At 38.9% G+C, this 19132-nt stretch carries 14 protein-coding genes, 2 tRNA genes and 1 rRNA gene; 10 read left to right on the top strand and 7 right to left on the bottom strand.

Annotated features, from left to right (window positions below; genetic code table 11):
• The first annotated feature begins 25 nt into the window (after positions 1–25).
• From AB657_RS07440 to AB657_RS07430, 3 genes are all read left to right on the top strand, one after another.
• Positions 26–979, top strand: coding sequence for an acetyl-CoA carboxylase carboxyltransferase subunit alpha (locus tag AB657_RS07440; RefSeq protein ID WP_047245915.1), 954 nt, complete (start codon positions 26–28; stop codon positions 977–979).
• Positions 980–1145: 166 nt separating this feature from the next.
• A complete protein-coding gene (dnaB, locus tag AB657_RS07435; RefSeq protein ID WP_047245914.1) occupies positions 1146–2690 on the top strand; it encodes a replicative DNA helicase in 1545 nt (514 codons plus the stop codon).
• A 156-nt stretch (positions 2691–2846) separates the two neighbouring features.
• A complete protein-coding gene (locus AB657_RS07430; protein ID WP_047245913.1) occupies positions 2847–4109 on the top strand; it encodes a hypothetical protein in 1263 nt (420 codons plus the stop codon).
• A 128-nt stretch (positions 4110–4237) separates the two neighbouring features.
• On the opposite strand, the gene AB657_RS07425 is transcribed toward AB657_RS07430, so the two are convergent.
• Together AB657_RS07425 and AB657_RS07420 are read right to left on the bottom strand one after the other, a co-directional pair.
• Positions 4238–5599, bottom strand: a complete 1362-nt coding sequence (locus AB657_RS07425) for a hypothetical protein (RefSeq protein WP_047245912.1) — start codon at positions 5597–5599, stop codon at positions 4238–4240.
• Positions 5600–5619: 20 nt separating this feature from the next.
• Positions 5620–8037, bottom strand: a complete 2418-nt coding sequence (locus AB657_RS07420; RefSeq protein WP_047245911.1) for a TonB-dependent receptor — start codon at positions 8035–8037, stop codon at positions 5620–5622.
• Between the two features lie 123 nt (positions 8038–8160).
• Between AB657_RS07420 and AB657_RS17650 the strand changes: the two genes are divergently transcribed.
• The 3 genes from AB657_RS17650 to AB657_RS07405 all read left to right on the top strand — a co-directional run bounded on the left by AB657_RS17650 (position 8161) and on the right by AB657_RS07405 (position 11610).
• Positions 8161–9144, top strand: coding sequence for a helix-turn-helix domain-containing protein (locus tag AB657_RS17650; protein ID WP_052958656.1), 984 nt, complete (start codon positions 8161–8163; stop codon positions 9142–9144).
• Positions 9145–9251: 107 nt separating this feature from the next.
• The gene (locus AB657_RS07410) at positions 9252–11204 is read left to right on the top strand and encodes a hypothetical protein (RefSeq protein ID WP_047245910.1); all 1953 of its coding nucleotides are present in this window, start codon (positions 9252–9254) and stop codon (positions 11202–11204) included.
• A gap of 1 nt (position 11205) precedes the next feature.
• On the top strand, positions 11206–11610 hold the full coding sequence (locus AB657_RS07405) for a hypothetical protein (protein WP_047245909.1): 405 nt from the start codon (positions 11206–11208) through the stop codon (positions 11608–11610).
• 7 nt (positions 11611–11617) lie between these two features.
• Here AB657_RS07405 and AB657_RS07400 read toward each other — a convergent pair whose 3' ends face one another.
• Positions 11618–12415, bottom strand: coding sequence for an HAD family hydrolase (locus AB657_RS07400; protein ID WP_047245908.1), 798 nt, complete (start codon positions 12413–12415; stop codon positions 11618–11620).
• Positions 12416–12508: 93 nt separating this feature from the next.
• On the opposite strand from AB657_RS07400, the gene AB657_RS07395 reads away from it, so the two are divergent.
• Positions 12509–12931 (top strand): secondary thiamine-phosphate synthase enzyme YjbQ, encoded by a 423-nt coding sequence (locus AB657_RS07395; protein WP_047245907.1) that lies wholly within the window; start codon positions 12509–12511, stop codon positions 12929–12931.
• Positions 12932–13088: 157 nt separating this feature from the next.
• Here AB657_RS07395 and rplT read toward each other — a convergent pair whose 3' ends face one another.
• The 4 genes from rplT to thrS all read right to left on the bottom strand — a co-directional run bounded on the left by rplT (position 13089) and on the right by thrS (position 16364).
• The gene (rplT, locus tag AB657_RS07390; RefSeq protein ID WP_047245906.1) at positions 13089–13433 is read right to left on the bottom strand and encodes a 50S ribosomal protein L20; all 345 of its coding nucleotides are present in this window, start codon (positions 13431–13433) and stop codon (positions 13089–13091) included.
• Positions 13434–13525: 92 nt separating this feature from the next.
• Entirely contained in the window at positions 13526–13723 is a 198-nt protein-coding gene (gene rpmI / locus AB657_RS07385) for a 50S ribosomal protein L35 (protein ID WP_047245905.1), read from the bottom strand.
• A 110-nt stretch (positions 13724–13833) separates the two neighbouring features.
• Positions 13834–14391: a translation initiation factor IF-3 gene (infC, locus tag AB657_RS07380; RefSeq protein ID WP_084696396.1), complete on the bottom strand. Its 558-nt coding sequence runs from the start codon at positions 14389–14391 to the stop codon at positions 13834–13836.
• 32 nt (positions 14392–14423) lie between these two features.
• Positions 14424–16364 (bottom strand): threonine--tRNA ligase, encoded by a 1941-nt coding sequence (gene thrS, locus AB657_RS07375; protein ID WP_047245903.1) that lies wholly within the window; start codon positions 16362–16364, stop codon positions 14424–14426.
• A 699-nt stretch (positions 16365–17063) separates the two neighbouring features.
• On the opposite strand from thrS, the gene AB657_RS07370 reads away from it, so the two are divergent.
• From AB657_RS07370 to AB657_RS07360, 3 genes are all read left to right on the top strand, one after another.
• Positions 17064–18594, top strand: a 16S ribosomal RNA gene (locus AB657_RS07370).
• 165 nt (positions 18595–18759) lie between these two features.
• Positions 18760–18833: transfer RNA gene (locus AB657_RS07365), tRNA-Ile, on the top strand.
• Positions 18834–18937: 104 nt separating this feature from the next.
• Positions 18938–19011 (top strand) — tRNA-Ala (locus AB657_RS07360).
• Positions 19012–19132: the final 121 nt, after the last annotated feature.

Here is a 19132-nt window from a genome sequence, read left to right as displayed (position 1 = left end):
ACTAACTAAATCTTATTAGAGAACTATGGAGTATTTGGATTTTGAGCTTCCAATAAAAGAGCTGGAGGAGCAATTGGACAAGTGTATGATTATTGGGGAGGAGAGTGATGTTGATGTTACGGAAACCTGTAAGCAGATAGAGAAGAAACTGAACGATACTAGAAAAGAAATATATAAGAACCTGACTGCATGGCAACGTGTTCAACTTTCTAGACATCCTAATAGACCCTATACCCTAGATTATATAAATGCCATTTGTGGTGATACTTTTTTAGAATTGCATGGCGATCGTACCGTTAAGGACGATAAGGCAATGATCGGTGGTCTTGGTAAAATAGGAGACCAAAGTTTTATGTTCATAGGTCAGCAAAAAGGATATAATACCAAGACACGGCAATACCGTAATTTTGGTATGGCAAACCCCGAAGGATACAGAAAGGCATTGCGTTTAATGAAATCTGCCGAAAAATTTGGAATTCCTATAGTTACTTTAATAGACACTCCAGGTGCCTATCCTGGTATTGAGGCAGAAGAACGAGGCCAAGGTGAGGCAATCGCCAGAAATATATTTGAAATGACCAAGCTAAAAGTGCCCATTATTGTCGCCATTATAGGTGAAGGAGCTTCTGGAGGTGCCCTAGGTATAGGCGTAGGCGATAAGGTACTAATGTTGGAAAACACATGGTATTCGGTCATATCACCAGAATCATGTTCTTCTATCTTATGGAGAAGTTGGGAGTATAAGGAAAAAGCGGCAGAAGCCTTAAAACTTACCGCTACCGACATGAAAAAATTGAAATTGATCGATGAAATTGTTAGAGAACCTGCTGGCGGAGCACATGCCAATAGAGAAAAGACTTTTGAAATCCTGAAAAATAAAATTGTTTCAAATTTCGAGGAATTACAAAAGTTATCACCAAAAGAATTGGTGAAACTACGAATGGAAAAATATGCAAATATGGGTGTATTTAATGGTTGAGATACCATTTTAGGAACCTGACGACAAACCGAGGATGAAAATCTTCGGTTTTTTTATCTTATCAACATAAAATTGTAATTTACTAACAACCAATTGTTAGTTAACTGTGAACATCGAAAACGTGATTTTTCAAGTTAACTAAAGGTTAATTGTATATTTTCGCAATATGGAGAACACAAAACCTATCGTTGGTCGAAAGATCGACAAATCTACGATTATAAACCTTGAAAGGGGTAAAATTCCACCTCAAGCCGTTGATTTAGAGGAGGTTGTGTTGGGTGCAATGATGATTGATAAAAAAGGTGTTGATGAAGTTATCGATATTTTGCATCCCGATGTTTTCTATAAGGATGCCCACAGGTTTATATATGAGGCTATATTTGTTTTATTCGAAGAGTCACAACCTGTAGATTTATTAACTGTTTCATCCCAGTTAAAGAAGGCGGGAAAACTTGAGGCGGCCGGAGGGGACTTTTATTTGATAAAATTGACCCAAAAAGTGGCATCTTCTGCCCATATCGAGTTTCATGCAAGAATAATTCTCCAAAAGTACATTCAGCGAAGTCTTATAAAAATATCGAACGAGATAATCGAAGAAGCCTACGATGAATCTACCGATGTTTTTGATCTATTGGATGCCGCAGAAGCTAAATTGTACGATGTTACCCAAGGTAACTTAAAACGATCGGCAGAAACCGCACAAAATTTGGTGATTCAGGCAAAGAAGAGAATCGAGGAGATCGCCAATAAAGAAGGCTTAAGTGGTATACCATCCGGTTTTGATAAATTGGATAAGTTGACATCCGGTTGGCAGCCTAGTGATTTGATCATTGTTGCTGCCCGTCCAGGTATGGGTAAAACGGCACTTACCCTATCTATGGCCAGGAACATGGCCGTTAATTCAAATACCCCGGTTGCATTCTTTTCTCTTGAAATGTCATCCGTACAGTTGATTACAAGGTTGATTTCTTCCGAAACCGGACTTTCTTCAGAGAAATTAAGGACAGGAAAATTAGAAAAACATGAATGGGAGCAATTGAACGTAAAGGTGAAGACCCTTGAAAAAGCTCCATTGTTTATAGATGATACCCCTTCTCTTTCAATTTTCGATTTAAGGGCAAAGGCACGTAGGTTAGCATCACAGCATGGCATTAAAATGATCATGATAGATTATTTGCAGTTGATGACCGCCGGTGGAAGCCAAAAAGGAGGGAACAGGGAGCAGGAAATTTCAACCATATCTCGAAACTTAAAGGCTTTGGCAAAAGAATTGAACGTACCCGTTATAGCCCTGTCACAGCTCTCACGTGCAGTAGAAACCCGTGGCGGAAGTAAGAGACCTATTCTTTCCGATTTAAGGGAATCTGGAGCTATTGAGCAAGATGCGGATATTGTATCGTTCATATACAGACCGGAATATTATAAAATAGAGGAATGGGACGATGAAGAACGTACCCCTACCCAAGGCCAGGCAGAATTTATTGTAGCCAAGCACAGAAATGGAGGGCTAGAAAACATTCGTCTTAAGTTTATTGGTAGTCAAGGTAAGTTCGATAACCTAGACGATTTTGATTCTCCGTTCGAGTTCCAGTCTAAAATGAACGCTAACGAAGAGAATCCGTTCACGACCAAAAACTTGCCCAGTGCAGACGATGCCTTTGGTAGTTCTATGAATCAAGGAATGCCGGAAGACGATGATGTACCGTTCTAAAATAGGATATTGCTGTAAGGAGGGTAGTATAAATCGGCTGGTGTAAGCATTCATAGGTCACTTAATACATGCACTTTTCAAAATCTTTAACGATTCTTAAAATATCGTTTTATTGTTTTTCGTTTACTTTTGAGTAGACTTCACAATATAAAAGGTATGCGTAAAGGTTTTTTGGTTCTAGTTCTTTTCTTTTTTTCGATGTCGCTTTTTGCTTCGTCGATTCTTATTCCCATGGATGCCGACACCCAAAAGAATCATTTGAAGGCATATGGAATTACGTACTGGGTGTTATCCAAACAACAAAAGGTGCAATGGCTTTTAAATTATAGGGGAGGTTCCTTTTTATTACCGGACGGGGAAGTAATTAGAAAAGAATGTCAGATCAGGGGTGTATCTTTTGAAGTTTTGTCAGACGATCAGGCTAATAATATATTAGACGAAATAAGTAGTCCGTCAAGAAATCAGGATGCCGTTATTTTAGAAAAAGCACCAAAAATAGCAGTTTATTCACCTAAGGGGAATCAGCCTTGGGATGATGCGGTTACCATGGCATTGACCTATGCCGAAATTCCGTACGTTACCATCTATGATGAGGAAGTTTTAACCGATAAATTGGCTCTGTACGATTGGTTGCATTTGCACCATGAAGATTTTACGGGACAATACGGTAAGTTTTATGGGGCCTATAGGGCGGCTCCTTGGTACATAGAAGGAAAAAAAGAGGCGGAGAAACTGGCAAAAAAAATGGGGTATGACAAGGTTTCTGAAGAGAAACTTGCGGTAGCCCTAAAAATAAGAAACTATGTAATAGGTGGGGGGTTTATGTTCGCTATGTGTTCCGCTACGGATAGTTTTGATATTGCGCTGGCGGCAGAGAATGTTGATATCTGTGAGCCTATGTTCGATGGAGATCCTTCCGACCCTAATTACCAAGCAAGTTTGGATTATGGTAACACTTTTGCTTTTACGGATTTTACATTGGAACGTAATCCGTTAAAATATGAGTTTTCGTCTATTGACATGACTTCGCAAAGAGGTAATGTTCCTAAAGAATCCGATTATTTTAGTTTAATGGATTTTTCCGCAAAATGGGATCCGGTACCTACTATGTTGTGTCAAAATCATACATCTTTGGTAAAAGGGTTTATGGGGCAGACGACGGCTTTTAAAAGAGAGGAAATAAAACCTACGGTATTGGTTTTAGGAGAGAATAAGATAAATGGAGAGGCCAGGTATATACATGGAATAAAGGGGAAAGGCTTTTTCACTTTTTATGGAGGGCACGATCCGGAAGATTACCAACATAGGGTTGGCGATCCAAAAACGGAGTTGGAACTGCACCCTACTTCTCCCGGTTATCGCTTAATTCTCAATAACGTGCTTTTTCCGGCAGCAAAGAAAAAGAAACAAAAGACCTGATAAGAATCTTTACTCGTTAGAAGTATACTGTATAAATAAAAAAACCGTGGTCTAAGACCACGGTTTTTCTTTATAATAAATGTTCTTGCTTTCTGGTTTATTGGAACAACAAGATTGGTACTATAATTTTAGAATACACCTATAAAATGGCTTCCTTCTACGTTTACCAATTCTGCACCCTTGGTAACTTCACCTGTTTCTGTTTCTATAACATAGATGTTTCCGTTCTGCCCTACAGGAGCTTCTGTAACGTATATTTCAGTTCCGTCTACCACAAAACCTTGGTATTGGAATAGGTAGAAATCTGTATCATATGGAATGTCATCAATTTTTACAGCTGTTTTAGCATTTAAGTCAGCTAAGGCGAAAAAGCCTTGTGCTCCTGCAACACCTTCTGCAGATCCGTTATGACGGTAAGCAATAACAGCTTTTCCGTTAGCGGCAGGTCTCCAAGCAAGAATGTAAGCACCTTCTACACCTAAGGCATCATCTAAATTAAAAACATACGAGTCGTCATATTCGTTATCGGCGTCAATTTTTAAAATATGAGAACCCTCAGGGTCACTTTGGTTTGCTTGGTATACACTTCCGTTGTATTCAAAGGCATTGATACTACGATATCCATTAGTGTTTCCGTGTCCTACGGTAGAGGTAATCACAGTTGGGTTTAACAAAGAAGGGTAATCCAATACAATGGTCTTAGAGCCTAATATCTCGTAATCACTGTCACTTTCTCCTGTGGCAGGGTCAACTTTGCTTAAACGGGCGCCGATATATAATTTATCTCCGGCGGCATTAAGTGTAGGCATGTCAATTCTTGAGATGTAGTAACCGGCAGCTTCTTCTTCTTCGCTCAAAGGAACACTATGCTCTTGAAAATTGTTTATTTGAGAATTTACCAAATCTAATGTTACAATACCCATAGTAGCATTTGTACGGGTGTAATTTCCTTCTTCGTCAGTTTCAATTTCTGTAGATACATAAACAGCGGCTCCCGTTTGGTCTCCGTCAAATAATTTTATCCATCTTGGAGCGGTACCTACATAGGGGGCGATACTTATCTCTGATCCTGTTTGTGTAAAAGTTTGTCCGCCTTCTACAGTGTATTTGGAGTAATTTCCTCCTGTATCGCCGGCATAGCTTATATTAAAAATAGTATTGCCGTCTTCAGAAGACTGTAAGCGGGCGGTTCTATTGGAAGGTACTATAAATCCGTTATCAAATGGTTCTATAGAGACCGTAGGATCTTTCGCATCTTCACTGCTTACGGCATAAATTAAAGTCCCTCCGTTTCCGTCTCCAGGCTCTTCGCCCATTCTTGCCGCTGCAACGGTAATCCATCTAGAATCAGTTTCGTTTCCTGTCTCAGTTTCCGTTTCGGTATCAATATCAACATCAACAGAATTGTCATCGCTACTACAAGCGGTCATTAGGCCTACCGTTAGTACAGTAGCGGCCAAGGTTTTATAATTCAAAAAGAATCGTTTCATATTAAAAAGTATTTATATGGTTAAAAATTATTGATTCGATAATTTATTTTTAAATAAAAAGCCCTTCCGGGTTTTTGTACCGATAGGTTGTCGTATACCGGTTTGTCAAATATGTTTTTGATGTCGAAACTTGCTACAAATCTGTTGCCTGGAAATATGTAACTAAGTCCAAAGTCTTGTTGTAGTTGCTCGGGTACTTTAAAAAAGTCATCGCCCACAGTATTGGAACCTTGTGAAACCAGATAAGAAAACTCATCGGTATAGTATAGGTTGTAAAAGAGGTTTAATTGCGATTTTTTCTGTACAACATTTTTAAATGAATAGCGCAAACCACCGTTCATGGTAAAAAATGGTGTATTTGGTACGTCAATTTCTACCCCATTGTTTTCGATAGTCAGATCAAAACGGGAAATATTGAAGTTGAGCCCAAAATTGTTGTTATAGGTATAGTTCAATTGCGCATCTATGCCTTTAGAGGTTCCGCTGCCTTGGTTTACATAAAGTATTAACTCATCATCTACATTTAATGAAGTTTCTATAGGCAGACCAATTCTGTCTTTTATGTTTCTTGTGAAAAGATTGGTAGAAACGGTAAATTGGTGTTTTTTAATATTGAACGCCCCAAACCGAAATCCAAGATTATAATTATCGCTTTGTTCTGGGTTAATACTGGAATTGGCTACTACGTTATCACCGTCATTACCGAATATTTCGGTTTCGTTCGGTAATCGTATGGCTTTTTCAGCCGAGGCCAAAAGTGTAACGTTTGGGGTAATGGCATAAGAAGCGGCAAAGCCATACCCATCATATTTTTTATTGCTGCTTACAACTTCGTCGACTATGATGTCGTTACCGTTTGTATCGGTTGCAATAGCAGGGTCTACACTGGTCGTTTTTTGTTGATAGTGTTTTCCGAATATACTAGCTTTTAATTTTTCATCGAAAGCGTTTAGTTCGTAGGTTAGGGAAAATATGTTTTTGTGTAGATCCCTAGTGCCATAAAATGTATTTTCCAAAATTGTACGTAAAGGATCGCTATCTTCCCTGTCGATCCCACTATACACATGGTTCAGTAAAAACTTGTGATGGTCGTTAATGGCATAGGACAGACCAGATCTAATAGATGCTACGTTTCTTTTTATTTGGGCCAATGTAGGTCCTCCTTCTTGTTGAGAGCCCCATGTATATTGATATTCATCTCCTTTATAATCTATAGCTCTTTCTCCTGTCCAGCTATAGGCCCATGCAACAGTGTCATTAACAGTACGGTTTCTCTTGCCATATGCACCGTTTATATTTACATCCAACCCCTTGGTAAAAAGGTCTTTCTTTTGGTACGTGAGATTGGCCAATAAGGCATCTGATTCCAAGAATCGATCCTTATAAGGGGTAATGGTCATAAAAGCTCCATGCTGTACTTCTTTGTAGTCGTCGGACCCTGTAATACCGATGAAAAACTGATCGGCCCATTTTACATCTGTATAACCAATCTGCACCAAACCACCCGTAGATCTATATGCATCGTTAAATCTTCTTGCGGTAATAGGCGTTTGTACCCCACCTAGACCTGTAACAACGACACTTCTTCCTGAAACTTTGTAATTGTTGTCGGAGTAATTGTTAAAAAGAGAAGCTTTTACGGTAAACCCTGAATTTTTAGAACGGTAGGTACCGTTAACACTTGCTTGTATGGTGTTGAAAGACCCATAAGAAAGAGAGGCATTTAAATTGTTCTTGGCTTCTTTGTGAAGTACTATATTGATGGCCCCACCCAAAGCATCATCTGCCAGATGTCCGGGTACTACACCTTTATAAACCTCAATATTCTTGATCATTGATGGGGGAATACTGTTTAGGTTAAATGAAGAACCGTAGATGGAGATGGGGATACCGTCTATGAAAATTTTTACGGCATCACCCGAAAGACCGTTTAAACTATAGTTGACATCCGAACCTAAACCTCCATTTTGACGGATTTTTACACCGACCGTTGTATTTAGCAATTCATTTGTTTGAATATTTCTAAGGCTAGCCTCTTTTGTTTTTACGGCGTTTACAGCAAAACCTTCTGTTTCTGTCTCTGTCTCCGTAGACTTACCGTTTACGGTTACCTCATCTAAATTCTCTGCTGTTTCCTGTAGGGTGAAATTAATTCTAATGGAATTGGAACTTTCATTGATCTCAATGGTTTTTGACCGTTTGCCATAACCGATAAATGAAACAATGATTTTTTGTTTTCCAAAAGGAATCTTACTTATGGTATAAGATCCACTATCATCTGTCAGCACCCCAAGTTTTAGGCCTTCTACCACAACATTTGCATAGGGCAGGGGATTTCCGGAAGTATCGGTTACTTTACCGGAAATGGTACCAAAAGTTTGCTGTCCGTGGACTGATGAGAAAACTATAAGAAATAAAACAATGTATAAGTTCTTCATATCATTAAAAAAAGACCTTTCTTTTTATTAAGATTTAGTCTAAATAGATAACTTTGCAAATCTAAAAACAGGATTTGGGGTATAGTACCGCAAAAAGAATTTTTATATACGCAAAAGGAAGTAATGAAGTTAGAGGAGAACAGTACTGATTATGGAAATTTGCTGTGTAAAGAAATACACGTGAAGCAGTTGTTTAAAGACAGTTATTTCGAGAATTCTGTTCAGTTTAACAATGTGGAAGTCACGAATAAAGATGATGTTGCGTTTATAAACGGTATTGATTTTTCTAATCCACAACAACTTTTCGAATTTGATTCGGAAATAAGGGTTATCAGTGATCAGCACTTGATTAAATTCCATTTTTCGTTAGAAGGTACCTATTCTTATCAACCCTTGAGCCATATAAAATACTTGGTTCAAATTCCCGAGAATCACTGTAATATGTTTTATTACCCTACTACCGAAGGGCGTGATATATTTTATAAGGGCAATGCGAAAGTGTTTGAGATCTATATAAAACCAAAGTTATTGCCAAAGCTTCTCGGTACTCATTTTAAAAAATCGTTCGGGAAACTACAGCATGCTATTCTAAACTCTAATTCTTTTGTGTTGTGGGACAAAAGCAAATTTATACCGCCCCAGATTCGTAGTAAGATCAATGAGATTGTGCAATGCCCTTACAAAGGTGAGATAAGAAAAAGGTATTTAGAGAGCAAACTGACTGTGTTGTTGATCGATTTTTTGATGGGAAGACAAACATTGGAAATATCGAAGAACAATAATAAACTGATGAATTCCGATTATTTGGCCTTGGTAAAGGTAGAAGCCCATATTAGAAAAAATCTGAAGGAACCGCTTAAGATTTTGGATCTTGCCGAAATAGCCGGATTTAATGCGACAAAATTAAAACGTGATTTTAAAAAGGTGTATGGCATGCCCATTTTTAGGTATATTACCGCATTGAGAATGGAAGCGGCAAAAAGTTTAATAGCCCAAGATGGGGCAACTATAGCCCATGCCGCCTATGAGGTTGGTTATTCTAACCCTCAGCATTTTACCAAAGCTTTTAAAAGAACCATGGGGTATTTGCCAAGTAATCTAAAATAAGATAGATCGTTGCACGATTGATTTCCACTTTACGGCTTATGTGAAAAAGAGTTGTCGACTTTCAATAATAATGATTATTGTCCGTTTTGTTCCAAAAACCAATTATATTGAAAAGTGCTTCTCTACTATTAATATTCCTTTTTTTGTCCGTTTTTATTGCATGGGGCCAAAACCCAAAACAAAAATCCGTTGACTATTATTCGTGGAACTATCCCTTGGTGAAAAGTATATCAAGGAATATTGGTTTTTCGGTAGATGAAGAGCCCTTACCTGTAAGAGCGGCTATATTTTATAGAAATGGGGAGGAAGTTGATTTTTTGGAAGGTCGAAATGTAAAAACTACCATCTCTTCAAGTTTTGTTAACGATTTAGATCTATGGTCATATAAAACAGTACCTTTTGATAAGGCAGATGTAAGAGTGTATTTTGTTCCGCAACCTACTGTATTTAAAGTAATAGGGTATAAGGAAAAGCGTGGTGTAAATGGGGATGAGGACAGGTATACGGGTCAATTGAAAATGCTGAGAAGTTTAAAAATAGAAGTAAAGGATACTCAAAACAATATGCTGTATGAAACTGTTTTAGAGGATGTTAATGAGCTTCATAGCATTTCAGCGTTTGAAAACCAATCTATTAAAACAGAGCAAAAGGCGATAGATTTAATGAAGGCTCATTTTTTGGAAAACCCGGAAAAATATTTTGCACGGGCTGGTGGAAGTTTGTCCGGACCTTTATATTATAAGATGATAGTGCACTTACAAGATGTATTAGATGTAAGACGTAAAAAATCGACCTTATACCTATATTCCTATAACAAGAAAAAGGGATATGATTTTTCCGAACTTCAAAACTCCATAGATCAACTTGTTAATTTGGCCGACATTGATCCTGGTCCACATTATCAATCGCTATTGGAGGATAGACTACTTCCTAAAATCGATTTTTGGAGGACCCAGGTAACAAAGTATAATAAAAAGGACAAGAAGGAACGTAAGATTGTTTGGGGGCTTTTGGCCAACATTTCTGGAGCATATTACGCTTTAGGTGAAAATGAAAAGGCTTTGGAGGTATATAAGGAAATTGAACAGTTGAACTATAGAGCAAGTTATACCTATCTAAAAGACATGCCTTTAGAGCAGATTTCCAAAAAAGAAAACTTTTTTGGTGAAGGAAAAGATCAAACTACTGGAGCACCACCAAACTTTAAAGGTTCTCATAACCCTAGTTACGTGTTTTATCAAAATACAGGTGCAAGGCTCTTAGGGGTTAATGAAGCCATGCGGTCGAAAGCTGACCTTCAGAAAAACGAAGAAAAAGCATTGGTCTTGTATAAGTTATTGAGCCATTATGAGTATTTGGCCGAATTAAAGAGATTAAGTAAAAAATTCAATGATAAGGGTGATGTCAATGTCGGTTTTGAAGAAACAGATGCGTATTTTGTTGAAGTGTTTAATAGGGAAATAAAAGAATCGGAGGAGATTAAATATCTGGATTTAAGTGTTCTTGAGGATAAGGAGAAAATTTTGGTCACCAAGATATCACAAGAATTAATCGATTTTTACGAAGTTTATGATAAGGAAATATCTCTGAACAAAACCATCTCCAGTGATTCAGAAGAACTTAAAAGACTGTTCGATAAGCGGATGGTTATTTTATCTAAGCTCTTTTTGGATGAAAAATATGAAAAAAGGGAACTGGACAATAGCATTGTTCAGCTTACAGATCTTATGTTGACGGTGAATAACGAAACTATTAGACAATTACCCTTACTAGAGCTCCTGTTAGATGAATTATCCAGTGAGAATAAACTTCGCTATACAGATAACCCCCGGCTTTTTAAGCAATTGTTTAAAAGGTACCAGAAAACATACGTGTTGTTGTTTGTAGGTGAAACCACTATAAAAAAGTATTTACATCATAGTGCCATAAATGGTATTAAAGAGGAACTAAATGATTATTACAGATTTTATAGGGCCGATTTTGATGAGGTCGAGAGTAAGTATAAAAACTTGCATAACGAGGCGAGAGTAGTTAAAATATTATCAACCTTCATAAAATAAAATGATAAAATTTAAAAGGATTATTTTTATCTGTGTCGTTGTGCTGGTACATAGTTGTGGCTCTATGGCTTTAAGTAGTTATGAAATGTCCCCATCGCATCACGAACCTTTTGATGTGACTAATAATTTAGAAATAGAAGTGTTGTTAGTGGAGGAGGTTTCCTATGATTCCAATGCTATTAATGTTGATTATGAAATTAAAAATAACTCGAACGAATTATTTAAGCCCGACTTTGGAAAATTCAAGGTGTTTTTTAGCATCTTTACCCAAGATGGTAGAGAAATTGGGCATTACAAGAATTTGTACAAACAGATAGCCCCTAACTCCAGCATTATTTTATCTGAGAAGATCAACTTGTCCGTTTATAGATATAAGACCATAAAGGCAAGAATACTTGTAGAATAACATGGAATTAACTTGTTACCAGCTTTTCTAGAATTCGCTCTACACCCAAATTGGTATTGCTATCGGTAAGGTAGTTGGCCGCTTTTTTTACATTCGGATGCGCATTTTCCATCGCGAAGCTAAAATGGGCCAAGGACAACATTTCAAGGTCATTGTTATAATCGCCAAAGACCATAGTTTCTTCCGGTTTAATATTATAAAGTTCCTGTACCTTGTTCAAGGCATAACCTTTGTGGGCATTTGGACTTGAGATGTCTACCCAATTTTCTCCGGATACCTTTACTTTTAATTTTTTTTCTAAATGGGATACACTGGGGTAAATATATTGCTCTGAGCTTTCAAAGTGATAGATGGCGATTTTGAGTATTTCCCCATCAAATTCTTTTAGGTCTTCCAATACTTTGTAATCTGTATAATATTCCCTTAGTTTTGATTCAAATTTTTCCGAACCTTTTTTAATATAGGCATTGTGTTTGCCGCAAAGTACAGGATAAATATTGTCAACAGGTTCTAAAATATCCAATACCGTATTTTTGTCTTGGTAGGGTAGAGGGGTAGACAAGAGTTCTGTGTTCTGTTGCATGGCAAAACCGCCATTTTCGGCAATTACGATAATATCATTTTTTATCGGAAGTAATTTATCTACGATACTATGGTATTGTCTACCGCTGGCAGCAACAAAAATAATGCCCTGTTGTTTCATTTTTTTGAAAAGCTCAAAAAAACGATCGCTAACTTCGTGGTTGTCGTTTAAAAGAGTTCCGTCCATGTCGGAAACGACCATTTTAACCTTTGATAGATCCATATATAAACAATAATAAATGGTAAAGATATTTCAATGAAGCCTATTAAAAGGAAGAAAGCTGAAAGTTTTACCTTTATTTAATAATATTTGAAAATGAAGCTATATCAAAAAGAACTTGTATTACGGCCATATAAACGTGGGTATCATTTGATAACGGAAGAAATTTTGGGGAGTATACCAGAAATTAGGCATATTCAAAAAGGTTTTTTGCAGGTATTCATCAAGCATACATCGGCTAGTTTAACGATTAATGAAAATGCCGACCCAACCGTTAGAGAAGATTTTGAAAGTCATATCAATGTTATGGTACCTGAAGATGCTCCTTATTACATCCATACGTACGAAGGTCCTGATGATATGCCGGCGCACATAAAAGCATCATTAATGGGAGCATCGGTACAAGTACCAATTACAAACGGAAAATTAAATATAGGAATATGGCAAGGTGTGTATCTTTGTGAACATAGAAATTATGCCCAGGGTAGAGGGTTGGTGATAACAGCTTGGGGTATGTAGAAGAGTATGCCAATAGTACGGCCCAATAAGTTATGTTGTGATAACCTTTATGTATGGCAAAATGGTTGGTTTCGTTATTTAAAGTAGAAAAAATGGACCAAAATAAAAAAATCCGATTCGTTAGAATCGGATTTTTTAAAGTGAGATATATTGTTTGTTATTTTACTTGCTCAACGATTGCTTTAAAAGCATCAGGGTGGTTCATGGCCAAATCGGCTAAAACTTTTCTGTTAAGTTCTATGTTATTGGCTTTTACCTTACCCATAAACTGAGAGTAAGACATTCCGTGTAATCTGGCACCTGCATTAATACGGGTAATCCATAAAGAACGGAAAGTTCTTTTCTTGTTTCTACGGTCTCTGTAAGCATATAACATTGCTTTTTCAACCGCATTTTTGGCTACTGTCCAAACGTTTTTACGTCTTCCAAAGTAACCTTTGGCTTGCTTCATCACCTTTTTTCTTCTGGCTCTAGAAGCTACTGCATTTACTGATCTTGGCATTTTTTTAAATTTTTTGTAGTAGGCGTCCTAATCAATTCAGGAACTTTTTTGGCCTAACTCCATGGTTAATAATTTTACCTTTTGTTGTTCAATTACTTTAAGCGTAATTGTTCTTTAATACTGTTAACATCATGCTGGTGTACCAGGGTATCATGTGTCAACGCAAGCTTACGCTTCTTAGACTTCTTTGTAAGAATGTGACTTTTAAAAGCGTGCTTTCTTTTAATTTTACCGGTACCGGTAAGCTTAAAACGCTTTTTGGCACTCGATTTTGTTTTTTGTTTAGGCATTTTCTCCTATTTATTTAATTAATCTCACTTTATTATGCTGAAACTGCCCATAACAAGTATAGGCAGCACTCAGTATTTTCTAATGCATTTCAAGTACAAAGAAATGCTTTTTATTTTCCTTTAGTTTTAGGGGCGATGAACATGGTCATTCTTTTACCCTCTAATTTTGGCATTTGTTCAACTTTTCCAAGTTCTTCCAGTTCAGATGCCAATTTCAATAACAATATTTCACCTTGGTCCTTATATACGATAGACCTACCTTTAAAGAAAACATATGCCTTTAATTTAGCTCCGTCTTTCAAGAATTTCTCGGCATGCTTCTTTTTAAACTCGTAATCGTGATCGTCGGTATTAGGGCCAAACCTAATTTCTTTAACAACAACCTTAGAGGCTTTGGCCTTCATGGCCTTGTCTCTTTTCTTCTGTTCGTATAAGAATTTCTTATAATCGATTATTTTACAAACAGGAGGATTCGCCTTAGGTGAAATCTCCACCAAATCCAATTCAAGTTCTTTGGAAATATCCAAAGCCTTTCTTATTGGATATACTCCAACTTCCACATTGTCTCCTACTAATCTTACTTCTGGAGCAAGAATCTTTTCATTAATGTTGTGAGGGTTTTTGTTTTCCCTTCTAGGTTGAGGCCTGAATCTTTTACGTATTGCTATGACTTAATATTTTTTAATTAAACTTAATTTTTCTAAAACGACTTTAAGGTACTATTTATTTCTTTTGTTACCAAGTCATTAAATTGTTCAATGGTGATTGCTCCTAAATCTTCACCTCCGTGTCTTCTAACGGATATAGTATTTGCAATCTCATCATTTTCTCCAACAACGAGCATGAATGGTATTTTATTCATCTCGGCTTCCCTGATCTTTTTGCCTACAGTTTCGTTTCTGTTGTCAATTAGGGCGCGAATTTCGTTATTTTCTAATGATTTTAAAACTTTTTCAGCATATTTTTCATGTTTCTCGCTGACCGGCAATACAATAGCTTGATCGGGAATCAGCCATAATGGAAAATTACCCCCCGTATGCTCCAGTAACAGGGCTATAAAACGTTCCATGCTTCCAAAAGGAGCTCTATGGATCATTACAGGTCTGTGCATTTCATTGTCACTTCCCTTATAGGTAAGATCAAATCTTTCCGGTAAATTGTAATCTACTTGTATGGTTCCTAGTTGCCATTGTCTTCCAAGGGCGTCCTTTACCATAAAGTCCAACTTTGGTCCGTAAAAGGCAGCTTCACCACTTTCTATTACATAATCCAGACCTTTTTCTTTGGCTGCATTGATTATTGCTTGTTCTGCTTTTTCCCAATTTTCAACACTTCCTATATATTTATCCGGATTATCCAAGTCCCTTACCGATACTTGGGCCGTGAAATTGTCAAAACCTAAAGAACCTAATACATATAAGGATAGGTCTATTACATTTTTAAATTCTTGATCTAGTTGGTCAGGTGTGCAGAAAATATGGGCATCGTCTTGAGTAAAACCTCTTACACGTGTTAGGCCATGTAGTTCACCACTTTGTTCATACCTATATACGGTACCAAATTCAGCATACCTTTTAGGAAGTTCTTTATAGCTAAACGGTTTTGTGTTGTATATCTCGCAGTGGTGAGGACAGTTCATGGGTTTTAGAAGAAATTCTTCGTCTTTCTTCGGTGTGGTTATAGGTTGAAAACTGTCTTCGCCATATTTAGCATAATGACCAGAGGTAACATAGAGCTCTTTTTGGCCAATATGTGGGGTTACCACCATTTCATAACCAGCTTTCTTTTGGGCTTTTTTCAGAAAGTTTTCCAGGCGTTCTCTTAAAGCTGCGCCTTTTGGTAACCATAAAGGAAGTCCTTGTCCTACTTTTTGCGAAAAGGTGAAAAGCTCCAATTCTTTTCCTAGTTTTCTATGGTCTCGTTTTTTTGCCTCTTCTAGAAGCTCCAAATACTCTTTTAATTCCTTTTGTTTTGGGAACGATATACCGTACACCCTTGTTAGTTGAGGCTTGTTTTCATCACCTCTCCAGTATGCGCCGGCAACACTTAAGATTTTAATGGCCTTTACAATACCTGTATTGGGGATATGTCCTCCACGGCATAAATCGGTAAAGGTATCGTGGTCGCAAAAAGTGATAGTGCCGTCTTCCAGGTTTTCGATAAGTTCAACCTTATATTCGTTTCCTTGGTCTTTATAAAATTTAAGGGCATCCGCCTTAGAAACAGAACGCATTTTATAATCGTGCTTGCCACGTGCAATTTCCAATGCTTTTTGTTCTATTTTAGGAAAATCCTTTTCTGAAATAGTACCATTGGGTAGGTCTACATCATAATAGAAGCCGTTGTCAATTGCGGGGCCAATGGTTAATTTAACCCCAGGGTATAATTCTTCCAAGGCCTGTGCTACAATATGTGATGTAGAATGCCAAAATGCCGTTTTACCTTCCTTGTCATTCCATGTATATAAGGTTAGGGATCCGTTGGTAGATAAAGGTGTGGTGGTTTCTACTATTGTGTTATTGAATTTTGCTGAAATAACATTTCTTGCAAGTCCTTCACTTATAGTCTTTGCAACGCCCATTGGGGTAATGCCTTTGTCAAATTCTTTAATAGAGCCGTCCGGCAAAGTAATTTCTATCATCTTTTATTTTTGTAACAGGAAGACAAAGATAATATGTTGTGATAATGTCCACAATATATTGTAGCTATGTTTTGTGATAATTATACATATATAGGTAGTTGTTTATGTTTTGTTGTGGCTTTACAGATATTACTTCTGTACATGTGGTTAGGCTTTCCTATTATATAGGTGATTTTTTATATTGCTTTTCATAGAGCGATGCATTTTTTTAGGGTGTAGTGGAGGTTGTAAGATGTTCTTTTATAGGGTGTTTGAAAAGGGGTGTGAATTTTATGTCAAAAAAAAGTGATTTTTTTCTTTTTAATTTAAAAAAGGGTCTTACATTTGCAGCCCGTTAGACGGATACCCTTAGGGGTTCCGCGGGGAGATCCTGGGGATCGCGACGTTCATTGTTTTTTGAGGTTTTACGGGGGCCGGAAAAGAAAAAATAATTTTTTTCAAAAAAGGTTGCCGGTTTAAAAAACAGTTGTATATTTGCACCCGCTTAGGCAAACAGCCAAGCAAAAAAAACGGGGAACGGCGCAGTTCGGGAGACGTTTTTACAGGAATGGAAGTTCATTGAAATATTGTGGAGAAAAGTCGTTTTGGGAGGTTTAGGTCTTCTAGGGCGACGGTAGAAAAAGATAACAAAGAATTAGATCGAGAGAATCGGGGCCGTGGACGGATTCGGTAGTCGTTGGGACGAATATATACAGAACAACGATGAAGAGTTTGATCCTGGCTCAGGATGAACGCTAGCGGCAGGCCTAACACATGCAAGTCGAGGGGCAGCGGGAGAAAGCTTGCTTTCTTGCCGGCGACCGGCGCACGGGTGCGCACCGCGTATGGAACCTACCTTTTACAGGGGAATAGCCCAGGGAAACTTGGATTAATGCCCCGTAGTACCTATGGGAGGCATCTCTTATAGGTTAAAGGCTTCGGCCGGTAGAAGATGGCCATGCGTCCCATTAGCTAGATGGTAAGGTAACGGCTTACCATGGCTACGATGGGTAGGGGCCCTGAGAGGGGGATCCCCCACACTGGTACTGAGACACGGACCAGACTCCTACGGGAGGCAGCAGTGAGGAATATTGGACAATGGGCGGGAGCCTGATCCAGCCATGCCGCGTGCAGGAAGAATGCCCTATGGGTAGTAAACTGCTTTTATACGGGAAGAAAAAAGGGTACGTGTACCCTACTGACGGTACCGTAAGAATAAGGACCGGCTAACTCCGTGCCAGCAGCCGCGGTAATACGGAGGGTCCGAGCGTTATCCGGAATTATTGGGTTTAAAGGGTCCGTAGGCGGGCCGGTAAGTCAGGGGTGAAAGTCTGTAGCTCAACTATAGAATTGCCTTTGATACTGCTGGTCTTGAGTTATGGTGAAGTTGGCGGAATATGTAGTGTAGCGGTGAAATGCATAGATATTACATAGAACACCGATTGCGAAGGCAGCTGACTAACCATATACTGACGCTGATGGACGAAAGCGTGGGGAGCGAACAGGATTAGATACCCTGGTAGTCCACGCCGTAAACGATGGATACTAGCTGTCCGGGTCCTTGAGACCTGGGCGGCCAAGCGAAAGTGATAAGTATCCCACCTGGGGAGTACGTTCGCAAGAATGAAACTCAAAGGAATTGACGGGGGCCCGCACAAGCGGTGGAGCATGTGGTTTAATTCGATGATACGCGAGGAACCTTACCAGGGCTTAAATGCATATTGACAGGGGTAGAGATACCTTTTCCTTCGGGCAATTTGCAAGGTGCTGCATGGTTGTCGTCAGCTCGTGCCGTGAGGTGTCAGGTTAAGTCCTATAACGAGCGCAACCCCTACCGTTAGTTGCCAGCATGTCAAGATGGGGACTCTAACGGGACTGCCGGTGCAAACCGTGAGGAAGGTGGGGATGACGTCAAATCATCACGGCCCTTACGTCCTGGGCCACACACGTGCTACAATGGCAGGTACAGAGAGCAGCCACGTCGCAAGGCGGAGCGAATCTATAAAACCTGTCACAGTTCGGATCGGGGTCTGCAACTCGACCCCGTGAAGCTGGAATCGCTAGTAATCGGATATCAGCCATGATCCGGTGAATACGTTCCCGGGCCTTGTACACACCGCCCGTCAAGCCATGGAAGCCGGGAGTGCCTGAAGTCCGTCACCGCAAGGAGCGGCCTAGGGCAAGATCGGTAACTAGGGCTAAGTCGTAACAAGGTAGCCGTACCGGAAGGTGCGGCTGGAACACCTCCTTTCTAGAGATTGTCCTTTTGAAGGACGGTCCCCGACGACTGTCGGAAGAGGTCTTCGGTCCCGTTTTTTCGATTTATATAATGAGCTGTTGTTTTTTTTAAGGAAAGTTTCTCCGCGATAACGATATATACAAATACGGACCTTCTTACGGGGAGGGAAGTAGGGACAGTCCCATAGCTCAGCTGGTTAGAGCGCTACACTGATAATGTAGAGGTCGGCAGTTCGAGTCTGCCTGGGACTACGAGCCCCCTGAAAGGGGATACGTTCATAGATTGAAGTACTGGAAATTCTGGAAGTTGGGTCAACTGTCAACTGTAAAGCGGCAACGGGCCACTTGCAGGAAACGGGGGATTAGCTCAGCTGGCTAGAGCGCCTGCCTTGCACGCAGGAGGTCATCGGTTCGACTCCGATATTCTCCACGATCCGCGAAGCGGAAGAACGTTCATTGACATATTGGAACAGGGAAGATAGGGACAAGGGTCCTTATCGACCTAAAAAGAAAGAAACACGAATCTTTATTAAGAGTAAAGAGTACGAATA

This window comes from Maribacter thermophilus, assembly GCF_001020565.1.
GTDB classification, from domain to species: Bacteria; Bacteroidota; Bacteroidia; order Flavobacteriales; family Flavobacteriaceae; genus Maribacter; species Maribacter thermophilus.
This window is presented reverse-complemented; position numbering and strand designations above follow the sequence as displayed.

Coding starts and splice junctions, on each gene's coding strand:
- rpmI (WP_047245905.1), bottom strand. CDS start 13,723: ATGCCTAAACAAAAAACAAAATCGAGTGCCAAAAAGCGTTTTAAGCTT.
- AB657_RS07405 (WP_047245909.1), top strand. CDS start 11,206: ATGATAAAATTTAAAAGGATTATTTTTATCTGTGTCGTTGTGCTGGTA.
- thrS (WP_047245903.1), bottom strand. CDS start 16,364: ATGATAGAAATTACTTTGCCGGACGGCTCTATTAAAGAATTTGACAAA.
- AB657_RS07420 (WP_047245911.1), bottom strand. CDS start 8,037: ATGAAGAACTTATACATTGTTTTATTTCTTATAGTTTTCTCATCAGTC.
- AB657_RS07440 (WP_047245915.1), top strand. CDS start 26: ATGGAGTATTTGGATTTTGAGCTTCCAATAAAAGAGCTGGAGGAGCAA.
- AB657_RS07425 (WP_047245912.1), bottom strand. CDS start 5,599: ATGAAACGATTCTTTTTGAATTATAAAACCTTGGCCGCTACTGTACTA.
- dnaB (WP_047245914.1), top strand. CDS start 1,146: ATGGAGAACACAAAACCTATCGTTGGTCGAAAGATCGACAAATCTACG.
- AB657_RS07395 (WP_047245907.1), top strand. CDS start 12,509: ATGAAGCTATATCAAAAAGAACTTGTATTACGGCCATATAAACGTGGG.
- rplT (WP_047245906.1), bottom strand. CDS start 13,433: ATGCCAAGATCAGTAAATGCAGTAGCTTCTAGAGCCAGAAGAAAAAAG.
- AB657_RS17650 (WP_052958656.1), top strand. CDS start 8,161: ATGAAGTTAGAGGAGAACAGTACTGATTATGGAAATTTGCTGTGTAAA.
- AB657_RS07400 (WP_047245908.1), bottom strand. CDS start 12,415: ATGGATCTATCAAAGGTTAAAATGGTCGTTTCCGACATGGACGGAACT.
- AB657_RS07430 (WP_047245913.1), top strand. CDS start 2,847: ATGCGTAAAGGTTTTTTGGTTCTAGTTCTTTTCTTTTTTTCGATGTCG.